Origin of the sequence: Colwellia piezophila ATCC BAA-637, assembly GCF_000378625.1 — a bacterium.
Classification (GTDB): Bacteria; Pseudomonadota; Gammaproteobacteria; order Enterobacterales; family Alteromonadaceae; genus Colwellia; species Colwellia piezophila.
The window spans coordinates 16,858-31,488 of record NZ_KB905179.1; the positions used below are offsets into that span (position 1 = coordinate 16,858).

A 14,631-nucleotide genomic window follows, 5' to 3' on the forward strand; every position below is an offset into this window, starting at 1 on the left:
AAGGCGATTTTTTGTTGTGTTTTTGTCATTACGATATATTGCTGGGGTCGATTCTTATTTGGTCAGTTATTTGATTGATGTTCGGATAAGAGTTTTTATTACACAGGTGATATTAATTTCTAAGCAATGGAATAACTTCCATATATAAAGATAATAAGCTTATGAATTAACCTGATTCGCTAACAGAGAGAACAAACATGATGGTTTTAAAAAAATCTACTCTTGCCTTATGTATTGGTGCTGCGCTAGCCACAACAACTTCGTGGGCAAGTACTGAACAATTAGACAATAAACAGGTTTATACAAAAAAAGTAGCCCAAGAAGTCAGAGTATTAATAGAATTAATTGGTGAAGCTGCTTTAGAAAATAATACTGTTCATAATAAGAATTACAGTCAAAATGTTAAATCTATCAACCAACAACAAAACACTTTATTTGCTGAAATCCAAGTATTGGATCCAAATGCAAAGTTACTTTCACAAACCAAATTATTAAGTAATTTTATCACGGTTAGCATGGGCGGTGAGAAAGTAGCTGATATTAAAAATTTATCACAAGTCCGTAATGTTGTTTTATTAAATGCTGATTCTCGTCTTGAAGCGAAAATACAAAGAGTTACTAGCTCGAATAGTACTATGACGGTGTCAGTTGCTGCTGAAGAAGAAGTCATTGAGTTCCAAGCACCTTATTTGAATTCTGAAACGGCAGGTGAAGGTGTGAGTGTTGCTATTATTAGTACCGGTATTGACTACACTCATACCATTTTTGGTGGTAGTGGTGTTTATGGCGAAGACAATGACCCTGAAACACCTCCTACACCAGGTTCTTACCTTGAAGCATTAGAAAACGGTGCTTTAGAATATGCAGGTTTTCCAACGGATGTGGTGGTAGGTGGTTACGATATTGTCGCTGAAAACTACGGTGGCGATCCTAACCCGATAGATCAAAATATTTATTATACTAATGAATGGAGTGGTGCTGTTTTCCCGACAGGAACAGGAACACAAATTGCTAGTATTATTCATCAATTGGCACCAGGAGCAGAGTTATACGCTTATAAAGTTTATAACGTCAGCCCATCTAGCTGGGATCCTGAGACCATGGTTACCGGTTATCCATCCTCTAGTGACATCGCTAGTGCATTAGAACATGCTATGGATCCCAATGGTGATGGTGATATCTCAGATCATGTTGATATTGCCTTAATTGATGCCGGTGGCTCTGCTGCTTTTTATAATAAATATGAAGGCCAAGGCTCTCCTGATTTTGGTATTCAGCAAATGATTCAAAATGCTGCAGCACAAGGTATGACAATCATTACTCATGCTGGCGATTTTGGTCACATGAGTACTTATGGTGAAGAAACAGACAACAAACATAGATATTGGATCAGTGCCCAAGGCGCCTCTCCGGCAGCAATAACCGTTGGTTCAGTACAAGATGAAGATGGCACTTTAGTTCCCTCTCCTTGGTCACCACTTGGCCCGGTACGTGGTAGCTTGGATTTAAAACCAGAATTAGTTGATATGGCTGTTGATATGCCTGTTGCTTTAATTTCATCAGGTGGTGAAAATTCAGGCTCAGAAAAAGCTAAACGTACTAATGCCGACGTAGCTTCAGCTCGCATTGCCGCCGCCGCTGCGGTATTGAAAAGTGTCCGTCCTGGTTTAAGCAGTGTCGAAATTAAAGCCCTATTAGCCAATACTGCGGATCATAATATTAAAGAAGCAGTCGACGGTGCAATGGCCGAGCTTATTTCAATTGGCCATGGTATTGCTAATATTAGCGCTGCAGTTAATAGCCCTATTGCTGTTTGGAATAACGCCAGCAATCAACCGTATTTACAATTTGGCTTTAATGAAGTTGATATTAGCAAACGTTTAGTTAAAGAAATTACCGTTCGTAATTACTCTGATAAAGCACAAACCTATCAAGTAAGCCAAATGGCTAACGGTGAAAAAACAGCTAATGCTGCGATGACTTGGGAATTCCCAAGCTCTGTTTCAGTACCTGCGGGTCAATCAGTAACCTTAACGGTAGCTGTGACTATTGATGGCACTAAATTACCACAATGGCCATTGGTTTCAACTGAAGACTTTACCGATGCCAACTGGAAACAAGTTGAATTAAACGGTTATTTCACCTTTACCGCTGCTGAACAACCGGAAGTTAATGTCGGTTGGATGTTACAAGCCCGTAATAGCTCATCACTTGAAAAACATGTTGAAACTACTGCCGCTTGGCCACGTTACAGAGCATCATTTGATGAAGAAGCTGATTGGAGCGATGTGGAGCATCTAGCATGGGCTCGTACCGTATACGGTGATGATGATGTTGATAATATGAAGTATGAAGCATTAACGGCTGAAATTGTTAATGATTCACAAACTGATACCCTTTATGAAACCTATCCCATTGCCTTTCGCGCCGATGAAATTGCCCAAGATAAGAAAAATACTTATGGCCATCACATCAAATATGCGGGCATGGGTATTTATGATGAGCCGTTATGTGACTCGGGAAAAAAATTAACCACAGCATTTAGCTTCTTTAGACCAGCAGATGTTGCCATGGCTAACTATTTTGACAAAGCGGGCACACCATTAGTCTTTTGGACTATTTATGCAGAGCAAGTAGTTATCGATAATGAAATGAACGTTAATTTTGCATTCGAACCTTGGTTATCTGATGAGCAAGTGATTAACCAACCTTGGGTTGAGTTAAATGAAGACGGTCAGCCAGTGACTTACTACATCGATCATACGATGGAATATGATTATAACAACCCAACAGCGCGTTATAAGGTATCAAAATTACCGGCGAGAATGTCAACCAGTACCAAAAATGTGGTTTCTGAAGTTTGTGTAGATGAGCTTTACCATCATGAGTTAGACAGTGTTGAAGACTTTGATCAAAACTTTGGCTTTGTTTTTGCCACTGACCGTGATGCACAGTCGCCGATGAATCAACCTATCACACAGTTCAATCCGCTGAGAAAAGGCTTTTATGGTACAAGAATGGAAAGTGTATGTGACTGGTTTATGAACTGTTGGGAGGAAGAAATCACTACGGATCTCGGTTTACATACTGGTTTTGCCGTATTGGCAGAAGGTGAAAGTCGAGATACAGTTAACTACTCACATACCATCACTTTAGCGCCTCAACAAAAAGCCACGGTTGCTGCGCTAAAGCGAGCAGCTGATTTTATGAATCCCGTTGATCTTGAGTTAATGATTATCAGCAGTACAGATGATTTTGCCATGCATGCCATTGCAAGCTTAAATGATAGTGATGGTGCACCTATGGCTGACGTTCAGCCAGATCAAGCCTTTGAATTAAATGAAAATGCTGAAGTTGGTACTGTGGTTGGTAAAATAGCGCTAACCACTTCAGGCTTATTTGCTGAGTTTGAAGACTCTACTTACACTAAGCATAAAATATTGATGGTTAGCGATAATGTTGGGGCACCATTTGCCATTAACCAAGAGACCAAAGAGTTGTATGTTGTTAACCCTCAAGCATTAGACTTTGAAGTAAACAAAAGCTTTGTGGTTACTCTGCAAACTCAATCGGGTAATACCTGGGGCACTAGCACTGACGTTATGGTTAGATTAAATAACCTTAATGATACCGCTCCACAACTAGCGGCTGATTTGGCAGATGTTAAAGTCTCTATCACTAATGATGCTCTAGCCAGTATTAATATTGATCTAAGCGGTACTTTCATTGATTTTGAAGGTGAAACTTTAAGCTACTCGGCAACAGACTTACCTGAAGGCGTTGTAATTTCTGAAAACAGTATTACTGGTGAAATTTCAACCGCGGGTGAATACACCATTACCGTGACAGCATCAAATGGTCTTAATCAGGCGTCAACTAGCTTCCAAGTTCTGGTTGCTGATAATACTACCACACCAATACTGAAGGCTGATTTAGCCGATGTTGCAGCGGTTATCACTAACGATGCCCTAGCCAGTATTAACATTGATCTTACCGGTACTTTTACTGATGTTGAAGGTGAGACTTTGAGCTACTCGGCAACAGGTTTACCTGAAGGTGTTGAGCTCTCTGGCAACAGCATTGTTGGTGATATTGCAACGGCAGGTGAGTACAACATTACCGTGACGGCATCAAATAGTGTCAATCAAGCGTCAACCAGTTTTAACGTAATGGTTACTGATGAGACAACAACCTCATCAGGCGGTAGCTTCGGTTGGATGGTTATTGGTTTAGCCGGATTGCTGTTTAATCGTCGACGTAAAGCATAGCTGAGCATAACTCGGCATAACTTTGGAGGTTCAAGAGAGCCTCCAATTTTTTGTTTAAATTTATATTTGAAATTAATTCTACAAAATAGATTTTAAAAGTACATTTAAAAAATACAGCCAATAAAACGGTGATTAATCAAAACCCACAAGAGCAAAGGAGTGCTCTTGATGGACTATTTGTAATGAGGTAAAAGATGAATTCTAAATTAACTTGGCTAACCTTAGCTTGTAGCAGTGCGCTGGCTTGTTCAGCATTTGCTGGAGAAAAAGATGACGGTATTTCACCGTTCAAACCAATTGTTGGACAAGAGAGACTAAAGCTTGAGCGTGCCATTAAAATGCGTACAGACTCACTTTATTTTGTCCAACTCGAAGATCAATCATTAGCAAGCTACCAAGGCGGTGTCAGCGGTTTAACGGCAACCAGCATACAAAACGTTCAGCAAAGCAATAAAACAGCTAAAGGAATGCTTAACGTTCAATCATCTGCCAGCAAAAATTATTTGTATTACTTAGACAATAAACAACAACAGTTTTTACAAAGTGCTAAAAGTACTTTAGGTCACAGGCTAAATGTTAAACAGCATTATAAAATAGTACTTAACGCTATGGCGATTCAATTGAGCCCAGCTGAAGCCAAAGCCTTAAAAAAACAAAAAGGCGTTAAAAAAGTTGCTCCGGTTGGCATGCATTATATTCAAACAGACAGTGGGCCTAAACACATCAATGCCAACAAGGTCTGGCAAGGTGTTGACAATTACACATCTACAAAAGGTGAAGGCGTTATTGTTGGCATCATAGATACAGGTATTAACCCTGAACACCCTTCTTTTGCAGATATAGGTGGAGATGGTTATGATCATACCAACCCACTTGGTGAAGGCAATTATTTAGGCGATTGCCAACAATACAGTCAATTTTGTAATGATAAATTAATTGGTATTATCAGTTATCCTGAAATTATTGATAACTACCCGACTATTACCGATGAGAAGTACGATTACCTTGGCGATGAGTTAAAAGTCGGTTGGGATTTTGCTTCCCACGGAAGTCATGTTGCCTCTACAGCCGCAGGTAATGTTGTTAACAATGTTCCTGTTTACATGTCAGTAACTGACGGCGATGGCTCCGTAATATCCGGCAAAACAAATTTTACTTATGACAGTATTTCCGGTGTTGCCCCACATGCAAATATTGTTTCTTATCAAGTCTGTGCGCCTGGTGGCAGTGCACAAGAGGGCTGTTTTCCTGATCTAACGCTTAGAGCTATAGAGCATGCCATTGAAAATGGCATTAATGTCATGAACTATTCTGTTGGCGGTAGCGCAACTGACCCATGGTCTTCACTAGATGCCTTAGCCTTTTTAAATGCTCGAGCGGCAGGCATTCATATCGCCACTTCAGCAGGTAACTCAGGTCCAGATGCTGGAACGATTGGCGCACCGGGTAATTCTCCTTGGATTACAACAGTTGCCGCTTATAGTCATAGTCGCGGTTTCTCGGATCAATTATTAAGCGACTTTTCTGGTGGCGATACCACAGCACCAAGCAGCCTCACAGGTAAAGGGGCAACAATAGGTTATAGTGCAAATGTCGTGTTGGCCTCAGATTATGACAATGCAGGCTGTCTAATTGAATTTGAAGCGGGCACTTTTAACGGTGAAATTGTTGTTTGTGAACGTGGCGATATTGCACGTGTAGCAAAAGGAAGAAATGTACTGGCTGGCGGCGCTGGTGGTTTAATTTTAATCAATATTGAAGGTGGCAGTGATTCAGTTAATGCTGACTTTCATCTAGTACCGGCAGTGCATTTATCGACTAGTGACGGTACCACTTTGGTTGAATGGTTATCAACAGGCTCAAATCACCAAGCAACAATCAATGGCTCAGAAATGATTAGCGATCCAGAACTTGCTGATATTGCCGGTTACTTTACTTCTCGCGGCCCTAATAAACCTTATAGTGAAATCTTTGCCCCTGATGTTGCCGGCCCTGGCGTTGATATTTATGCGGCTAACTCTGAAGATCACCCTTTTCATGCTGGTACGTTAGAAACGCCATATACGACTATGAGTGGCACATCTATGTCTAGTCCACATGTAGCGGGTGCATTAGCATTAATTTATTCTGTTCATCCCGACTGGACACCTGCACAAGCACAATCTGCATTAATGACCACAGCTATTTCGGTTACCTATAAAGATGATGACTTTACCGGTGAAAAAGTACGTTCTGATTTCTTTGATATGGGCGCTGGTAGCATCCGTATCGATAGGGCGATTAAAGCTGGCTTGTTATTGAACGAAACAAAAGAAAACTACCTTGCTGCAGACCCTTCAATAGGCGGTGAACCGTCTAGTTTGAACCTTTCAAGTATGGTTAAAGAAAAGTGTATCGTCACTTGTAGTTGGACCAGAACCTTAACGGCAACCGAAGATGCTCAATGGACAGCCTCTTATGATTATCTTGGTGCAGGCATGGAAATTACTGTATCGCCAGCAAGCTTTAGTCTGACTAAAGGCCAAGCCATTGAATTAACCATTAGCACCACTGCTAACGAGCAACTTACAACAGAATGGAGCCATGGCTTTGTTGTTTTAACACCTAACAAATCAAGCATTGTTGAATCAAGGTTACAAGTATTAGCCCAATTTGCCGGTGGCATGATGCCAGAAAATATTTCTGGTGTAATAAACAGTGCAAATAAAACCTTAGTGATTGCAGGGATTGAAACCATTGGTACTGATAGCCTTACCGCGGCCGGTTTTGGTTTATTTAAAGCCGAACGATTTACCGGTACTGCTGTAGGTGATACTGATGAAGTGAAAATGTTGAAAGACATGGACACTGTCTTTGCCGTGCAAGTGAATGTTCCTGCTTATACCAAGAACTTAATTGTAGAAATTACCAAAACTGATGCACCCGATATGGATCTTTATGTGGGTATTGATGAAAATAATGATGGTTTACCTGATCAATTAGAGCTTTTTTACAGCCTGACCTGTCTCAGTGGCAATATCGACTCTAATGAAAAGTGTGAGATTAAAAATCCATTGCCTGGCATATATTGGGTATTTGCTCATAATTTTACTGGTACTGCAGTAGGTGTTGCGGACGAAGTAGAGTTAGCGATCACTAAAGTTGCTTTTACCTATGAGCCTTCATTTGATATTGATGCCCCTACAGTAGTAGATAGAGCGGAAGTTTTTGATATTAATTTAACCGTTAATGGTGCTTTAGGTAGTAACGGCATTGAGCCATTAGAAGAGGGCGCTCTTTATTATGGTCAATTTGAACTAGGCTTATCTTCAACCTTCAAACGTAATATTGGTACCGCCATTATTGCTGTGACAGGAGGCGAATCAGCACCTTACTTCACGAGTATTGAAGAAAGTATTTTGGCGGGTGAGTTAATTCATTATCAAATAAACTTGCCAAGCAATACTGCTACCAATGAAAGAACGTTCACCATCGAAGTCAATATTCCACTAGGCTTAAGCTATCAAGAGGACTCTGCTGGCGGCACTTTTGCTGACAACAAAGTGACTTGGCAAATAACTCAATCCGCTGGTGAAGAAGCCCTAGTGATTGACCTGAACTTACTCAGCGCCGTTGATAGTGCTAACTCATCAGTGAGCTTATCTGCAGCTTATGGTAAAAATGGCAGTGAACTGACAGCATTTGATAGCAAACCAATTGAAATTGAAGCGCTAGTTAAAGCGTTGATCAATGGTAAAGAAGTTGAAGAAATCTCAGTTGAAGAAGGCGCGGCCAATCTTTCACTGTCAGCATCTGATAGTATTCCAGCCAAGGATGGGGATGTATTAACCTATAGCTGGACGCAAACTTCGGGGCCAACGCTAGCGTTAAGTGCCACAGATCAAGCAGCTGTTAGTTTTGCCACGCCAAATAATATTAGTGCTCAAAGCCAATATAGCTATGAAGTTTCAGTATCTAATGGCCGTAGTACGGATATTGCTACGGTAACATTTACTGTTACTCCAGAACCAGAACCAGAACCTGCTCCAGAACCAACACCTGTTCCAGAGCCAAGCCCTGCTCCAGAAAAAAGCAGTGGTGGTAGTGCTAGCTTTGGCCTATTTGCTTTATCTCTATTATGGCTAGGACGTAGAAAGCTTAGTAACTAATTGCTAGGCACTAAGCATTGCCGCTAATATAGGCGGATACTTCAAAGGCACCTTTTGTTGGAATTTCCGGCAAAGGTGCCTTTTATGTATTATCAATTTGTTGAATTTAAGTGATAAAATTATTTTTTAGTCGTGGTAAGCCCCTGATTTCCTAAACAGCTAATTTAGTTACTGGCTCTATGGTATTTAACAAGAGAGAAAGGAAAGGTGTGACTGAAGGAACTTGAGGGTACTTCAAGCAGAGTAATGCCGCACCTAAGGTAATGCGGGAATAGGGGCTAGTTCACCGTTAGCTTCCATGCGGGCTAAATTAGCACGCTGCTCGGTAAGTTGTTCTAAAATTCCATTATTCAACGCTTGAAATTTTGGGTTGTTGTACAGTGGAGCCAACACCGGGTTTTTAGTGAGGTCGACACAGCCGCCAAGTTTTCGCCACTCTTGTAAAGCACTCAGGGCTTTTTTTTCATCTCCCATTGCCAGGTACAACCAGGCATCTAAATATTCAATACCGTCCCAACGATAACGACTTTTTGAGGGCAAAATTTTGAGTATACGTTCGGTCAAGGGCATTGCTTTTTCTTTTTCTCCACTGGCGTGCAAAGTGGCGGCATAGGCAATGGCCACTTTGAATATCCACCGATTAAATTCGATGTTGGCGTTATCATGGGTCAGTTCAGGATAATTTTCGGCAAAATGCGCACTCGCTAATGCTGGCTGACCATTTTTTATATCAAGCTCAGCCAATTTAATATCAATGTTGTGACGCCAAACCTTGCTCAAAGATTGAACTGCTTTTAACTCCAGCTCATTCAGTTTATCTTCATCGCGTAACCGGTGAAGTTCGAATAAAGCCATAATAGAAAACTCATCAGTAGACGAAAGTGTAATACTGCGCTCATACCAGAAGACCGCGTTATCTAACATATGTAACTCTCTATAGCTCTCTGCTATTTCGAATGCAGACATAGGTACTTGAGGATCGAGAAAGTAGGACTGACGGTGCGCTTTTATTGCTTGGTCATGCAGGTAAAATTTGCTATTAAAGAGAAGACCTAAAGACCGGTGATTTTGGGCAAACTCTGGATCTTTAGTAATCGATTTTTCTAGGAGAAGTTGCGCCTCTTTGTTGCGGTTTGTATTCATCAAAGCTTCAGCTAGCTGCTGTTTAGGGTGGCTGTTTTGAGGGTCTAGCAGCATTGCCTGCTGGAATAAGCTAATTGCTCGTTCGGGTTGACCTAACGTCCAGCTAGTTAAGTTGCCATACATCATGAAGGCTGCGGCATTGTTGGGATTTAGCTGGATAGACTGCTTGAATGCAGCCTCTGCTGCGTTAGTGTTGCCTCTTATTTGCTCTAGGTACCCTAGGGCCTGATAGGCCTCACTGAGCTGAGGGTTCAAGGAAAGTGCTCGCTTAATCATAGGTTCAGCCATGGCGCTCTGAACTTCCGCAGACAAACCGCCGTAGAATACTTTTTCAAGTAACGATAAAGCGAGTTGGGCATGTGCTTGAGCAAAATTTTGGTCAAACTCAACCGCCTGCTGAAAATGCATGATTGCTTTGCTGTAGCCTGCACTAGTATTGAGGGCGTAACTGCCTCGACCACGGAAAAAGGATTCTAAGGCGGACATATTATTAGTAGGTGATTTTTTAATCTGTTGCTGCTCTTCTGGTGAAAGCACCGCTTGTAGTTCAGCTATAATGGCATGCACTATTTCGCTTTGAATGGCGAAGACATTTTCGCTGCTTAACTCTCGGGTGTAAGTCTCTGCCCAAAGGTTGGCATTGGTACTGGCATCTATTAGTTGAATATTAATGCGTACTTGTGTACCAGAACGTCGCACGCCACCGGATATAATTGTCGCCACACCGAGTTCTTGACCAATTTGTCTTATATTCTTATCCGTGTTTTTGTAAATTTTGACCGAAGTACTAGAAATGCTTTTGATGTCTTTAATACGTGATATTTGTGTGAGTAAATCGTCATGAATGCCATCAGTAAAGTACTCGTCAGCTTTTAGTTCACTATGATTTTTAAAGGGTAAAACCGCGATGGAATTTTGCTTGTCATTATTACGCTCACTTGGCACGGTTATGTCACTAACCGGAAGCCAAGCATTATAACCAATAATAAAAGCGAGTAGTAAGGTTACGGTCAGTAATGGCCATATATAACGGTTCGTGTAAATGGTTGATAAAGTCGTTGGGCTAGTCGCATCAATATTCGCTGAAGGGGGGCTTAGAAGATCTTTCTCACTAGGGCTTGGCTTTATTTTTCCAATAAATTGATAACCGCGGCCGCGAATCGTTTTGATTATAGTTTGATGTTCACCGTCATCGCCTAAAGCCGCGCGGGCACATTTTATATTGTTGCTTAAGGTGGCATCGCAAACTTCACGGCCTGCCCAAAGGTTTTTAAATAACTCATCGCGTGATATTAGTCTGTCTCTATGATCGATCAGATATAAAATCAAATCAAAAACATGGGGCTCGACCAACTTTGGCATGCCATTGACCTGCAAAGTGAAATTTTCACTATTTAGCTCACAGCTATCGAACCTGAATATCATTTGATTTTTATCATCCTAATTGATTTTTATCATCCTAATTAGTTTTCAATAATGCCTCGAACAATTGATTTTTATTAATATTAACAATTAGCTATTTAATCCATAGCGAACCCATACTAAAACCATAGTTAACCTTTAACTAACCCTTAGCTAAGAATAGATAACTCATAAGTTAAGCAAAGGTACTTTCGCTATAGTGCAAGTGTAGTCTAGCGTTCGTCACAATGCCTATAAGGTTTTTGTTGCGAACTAACAAGTTCTTTAGCTAATTATGCTCGATGATAGCGATTGATTTGCTGCCATGAGTAGTGAAAGGAGTATAACGATATGAAACTAATTACATTACTATTAATTACCGTTGTAATGTTCATGATGAATAGTGCTTATGCTATTCAATATAAATTTGTTGCCACGGATAAATCTATCTATACAAAAATGTGCGTACTTGCGGGTAATAATGAGCAAAAGGCTCTAAGAATAACCTTGAAACGTCATGACAGCAGTGTAAGAGCTCTTGCTAATAATACTCTTTGCAATGGTCTGCATCTAGCAAGTTTTGCTCAGAAATATCATGCAAATATGACTTATGATTACTTAAAAAAGCATACCCATAGTCGTCATTTAGATAAAGCGACTAGCATAACGATTAAGGATATTGTGACTGGTACAATTGAGAGTAAATCAACGGAAGAGATTATTTTAGTTTATGTTGGTCATTAAGTTATCAGTATTCACAATCATATTTGTTAGGTAAATATGATTGTGTAGCTGATTTTCTTGTACTTAAGGTTGCTGTCTTGTCGCGGCCACGACAATTTCTCGAATACAAATATTTTGTGGTTGGCTGTAAGCGAATATTATGGTGCTCGCGATATCATTAGGGTGTATTGTGCCGCCCATGCCTTCTTCCCAAGATTGGTAGTCGTCCTTAATTTCATCAGAGGTTGTGTGAGACAGTAACTCGGTTTCTACTTCGCCAGGGGCGATAGTGATAACACGGACATTGCTATCAGCGACTTCTTCACGGACATTTTCTGAAATAGCATGCACCGCAAACTTAGTACCGCAGTAGGCTGCATGGTTGGCAAAAGTTTTTCTACCAGCGATAGAGCTGATATTAATAATAGTGCCCGTGTTACGTGTTTTCATTGGCGACAGAACAGACTACATGCCATTTTATCTGGTGTACGTGCAAGATAAATATCAACCGGCACGATTAAGAGCATTTATTGATTTTGTTCGTAATAATATTGCCAAGTACAGCCGAGTAAGTTGATTTTTGTACTTTCAATTAAGGGGGGAACTACGGGTAAAACCCATCCTGTTACTTTTATTCTGTTGCTTTCTTGGTAAACAAAGAATCGACAATAGGGCAATTATCTATTGAGTTATTACTATCTTTACATTGAATAACCATGTCATTTAATGCGGAGTGAAGACGTTCTAAATCGTTTATCTTTTCTTGCACCGTTCTAGCTTGTTGCATTGCCATAGCCCTAACTTCGCCACAATAGTGGTTAGGTTCATCAATAAATTTAAGTAAGTCTTTAATCTGCTCAATCTTAAAGCCCAGTTCTCTGCTACGCCTGATAAAAGTTAACCTTTTAACATGAGGCAAGGCATACACTCTATGTCCTCCTTCGGTTCTCGGTGGTTCAGGCATTAGTCCGATCTTTTCATAATAATGGACAGTTTCAACCTTACAGCCTGATTCTTTGGCAAGCTGACCAATAGAATATTTTACCTTATGCATACAAAACCCTTGAACCTATAGTTACTACAGGTTCTATACTAACATAAACACATTAAGGATCGTTTATGACCGAAATTATCACTGACTCAGAATTGACATGCCCTGAGTGTAACCATAAAGAAATACTGGAAATGCCAACGGATGCTTGCCTGTGGTTTCATCAATGCACAGCTTGTAAAATATTATTAAAACCTCTTAAAGGGGATTGTTGCGTCTTTTGTTCTTATGGGTCAATTCCATGCCCTCCAATACAGGAGAGTGGCTCATGTTCAGGGTGTGGAGATTAGAATGTCTGATAATAAAATAATAGAAAACCCTTATTTTAAATGGATAACGCTGTTTGTGGCTAGTGGCACATTATTGTGCTGTGCGTTGCCTATTTTATTAGTGACCTTAGGCTTTGGTGCTGTGGTAGCTAGTTTGAACTACAACATTCCAGGGCTTCTTTTTCTTGCGGAACATAAGCTTTGGACATTAACCATAGCGGCTGTAATTTTAATTGTTTTAGCTTGGATTATCTGGCGACCTAATCAGTATTGCCCGGTAGAATCTGATCTAGCAGCCCTTTGTAAAAAATCAAAACGATTGAATAAACGAATTTTTTGGCTCAGTTTAATGATCTGGTTCATTGGTTTGTTCACAAGTTATTTTTTATTACCCATACGAAACCTGCTCAACCTATAAAGGAGATTGAAACAATGAAAAACTTACTATTATTACCATTACTTGTCGCTGTCGCGTTTTCATTTTCAGTCAATGCCAAAACAATAGAAGTTGAAATACACGGAATGACATGTGCTTTATGTGTTGATAGCTTAAATCGAAAGTTCAATAAAATGCAGGGTGTATCAAAAGTAGATGTAAGCATGAAAATGAAGAAGGTACGATTAGAAATTGATTCTACATCACCAACAATCGTTATGATTAAACAGGCAATATTAGACACTGGATTTATGCCGATTAAAGTAACTCTAATTTCTGATGACCAAGCTAAAGAATAGCCTTACAGCAATAGTTACTATCACATTATTATCATTACTTAATGTGCAACATGCCAATACTATGGCTTTAAGATCCTTTGTGGCTTTACCCATTGATAAATATGGTTATATTGTAAGATTTTCATATCAGCATCTTATCGATGGCGATAGTGGTAATTTTATTACCAGTGTTGCCTATGGCCTCAGCAATAAACAAGCTTTGCTCTTTGGAATCCCCTATAAAGTAACGCCTAATGATGAGGACCGTGTTGGCGACCTATCTGCTTTATATCGACATACGGTAATTCAGCATGATTTTTTATCAGGCACTTCAAGATTGGCATTATTAACCGGCGCTATTGTTCCTCATGTCAAAGATCGTGACCCAGCAATACAAGCCGGATTTGTTTATAGCTTTTTTAAAGACAGATATGAGTTTGATATTGATGCACTTTATCAAGCGGGTGTAGATAACCGCCCTGATAGTGGTAGGTATGATATATCTTGGCAATATCGGCTATCACCGTCAGTTTATCCCGATTGGGGAATAGCGTCGGAATTACACGTTGTCACTGAGCTTAATGGCAGATGGCAAGAAGGAAATAAAATAACCCAGCAAGTGACTGTCGGCCTTCAAATGGTGCACCCTAGGTGGGTAATTGAAGGTGGTTTTGTTAAAAACTTAAGCAACAACAATGATCTAAGTGCAATCTTAAGTGCCCGATTTCATTTTTAAGTTATTAAGTGGAAGTTGATTGTGAATTTTTAGGGGATATTTAACTCAAAAGTGGTCGGTGATGCAAGATTTAAATCTTCGATTGAACTTTGATATACCCAAACCAATTACTTGGTCACAAAGTACGATATTTTAAAGCAGGAAATTTATTGTGTATTCTGAGGGGGGATTTAACTCA

Annotated in this window: 9 protein-coding genes and 1 pseudogene; 7 read left to right on the top strand and 3 right to left on the bottom strand. The window is 40.1% G+C overall.

Going from position 1 to position 14,631, the window contains the following annotated elements; translation table 11 throughout:
- Positions 1–197 precede the first annotated feature (197 nt).
- Entirely contained in the window at positions 198–4,268 is a 4,071-nt protein-coding gene (locus F580_RS0122315) for a putative Ig domain-containing protein (RefSeq protein ID WP_083927043.1), read from the top strand.
- Positions 4,269–4,462: 194 nt separating this feature from the next.
- Positions 4,463–8,416, top strand: a complete 3,954-nt coding sequence (locus F580_RS27190) for a S8 family serine peptidase (protein ID WP_019029987.1) — start codon at positions 4,463–4,465, stop codon at positions 8,414–8,416.
- Positions 8,417–8,671: 255 nt separating this feature from the next.
- On the opposite strand, the gene F580_RS0122325 is transcribed toward F580_RS27190, so the two are convergent.
- Positions 8,672–10,984, bottom strand: coding sequence for a tetratricopeptide repeat protein (locus F580_RS0122325; RefSeq protein WP_083927044.1), 2,313 nt, complete (start codon positions 10,982–10,984; stop codon positions 8,672–8,674).
- A 327-nt stretch (positions 10,985–11,311) separates the two neighbouring features.
- Here F580_RS0122325 and F580_RS0122330 point away from each other — a divergent pair, with 327 nt between their 5' ends.
- Positions 11,312–11,704: a DUF3718 domain-containing protein gene (locus F580_RS0122330; RefSeq protein WP_019029989.1), complete on the top strand. Its 393-nt coding sequence runs from the start codon at positions 11,312–11,314 to the stop codon at positions 11,702–11,704.
- Positions 11,705–11,767: 63 nt separating this feature from the next.
- Here the strand turns inward: F580_RS0122330 and F580_RS25170 are convergent.
- Both F580_RS25170 and F580_RS0122340 read right to left on the bottom strand, forming a co-directional pair.
- A pseudogene (locus F580_RS25170) lies at positions 11,768–12,148 on the bottom strand (SDR family oxidoreductase); the annotation flags it as partial.
- Between the two features lie 166 nt (positions 12,149–12,314).
- Positions 12,315–12,737 carry a MerR family transcriptional regulator gene (locus F580_RS0122340; protein ID WP_019029991.1) on the bottom strand — a complete coding sequence of 141 codons (423 nt, stop codon included), beginning with the start codon at positions 12,735–12,737 and terminating at the stop codon, positions 12,315–12,317.
- Between the two features lie 65 nt (positions 12,738–12,802).
- Between F580_RS0122340 and F580_RS27045 the strand changes: the two genes are divergently transcribed.
- The 4 genes from F580_RS27045 to F580_RS0122355 are packed head-to-tail and all read left to right on the top strand — an operon-like array spanning position 12,803 to position 14,453.
- Positions 12,803–13,024: a GDCCVxC domain-containing (seleno)protein gene (locus tag F580_RS27045; protein ID WP_083927045.1), complete on the top strand. Its 222-nt coding sequence runs from the start codon at positions 12,803–12,805 to the stop codon at positions 13,022–13,024.
- A 1-nt stretch (position 13,025) separates the two neighbouring features.
- Positions 13,026–13,421 (top strand): hypothetical protein, encoded by a 396-nt coding sequence (locus F580_RS0122345; protein WP_019029992.1) that lies wholly within the window; start codon positions 13,026–13,028, stop codon positions 13,419–13,421.
- Positions 13,422–13,435: 14 nt separating this feature from the next.
- Positions 13,436–13,738 (top strand): heavy-metal-associated domain-containing protein, encoded by a 303-nt coding sequence (locus F580_RS0122350; protein ID WP_019029993.1) that lies wholly within the window; start codon positions 13,436–13,438, stop codon positions 13,736–13,738.
- A complete protein-coding gene (locus F580_RS0122355; protein WP_019029994.1) occupies positions 13,719–14,453 on the top strand; it encodes a hypothetical protein in 735 nt (244 codons plus the stop codon). The genes F580_RS0122350 and F580_RS0122355 overlap by 20 nt, the downstream gene beginning before the upstream one ends.
- Positions 14,454–14,631: the final 178 nt, after the last annotated feature.

Excerpts from the sequence above, each read along its gene's own strand:
- F580_RS0122315 (WP_083927043.1), top strand. The coding sequence starts at position 198 with ATGATGGTTTTAAAAAAATCTACTCTTGCCTTATGTATTGGTGCTGCG.
- F580_RS27190 (WP_019029987.1), top strand. The coding sequence starts at position 4,463 with ATGAATTCTAAATTAACTTGGCTAACCTTAGCTTGTAGCAGTGCGCTG.
- F580_RS0122325 (WP_083927044.1), bottom strand. The coding sequence starts at position 10,984 with ATGATATTCAGGTTCGATAGCTGTGAGCTAAATAGTGAAAATTTCACT.
- F580_RS0122330 (WP_019029989.1), top strand. The coding sequence starts at position 11,312 with ATGAAACTAATTACATTACTATTAATTACCGTTGTAATGTTCATGATG.
- F580_RS0122340 (WP_019029991.1), bottom strand. The coding sequence starts at position 12,737 with ATGCATAAGGTAAAATATTCTATTGGTCAGCTTGCCAAAGAATCAGGC.
- F580_RS27045 (WP_083927045.1), top strand. The coding sequence starts at position 12,803 with ATGACCGAAATTATCACTGACTCAGAATTGACATGCCCTGAGTGTAAC.
- F580_RS0122345 (WP_019029992.1), top strand. The coding sequence starts at position 13,026 with ATGTCTGATAATAAAATAATAGAAAACCCTTATTTTAAATGGATAACG.
- F580_RS0122350 (WP_019029993.1), top strand. The coding sequence starts at position 13,436 with ATGAAAAACTTACTATTATTACCATTACTTGTCGCTGTCGCGTTTTCA.
- F580_RS0122355 (WP_019029994.1), top strand. The coding sequence starts at position 13,719 with ATGACCAAGCTAAAGAATAGCCTTACAGCAATAGTTACTATCACATTA.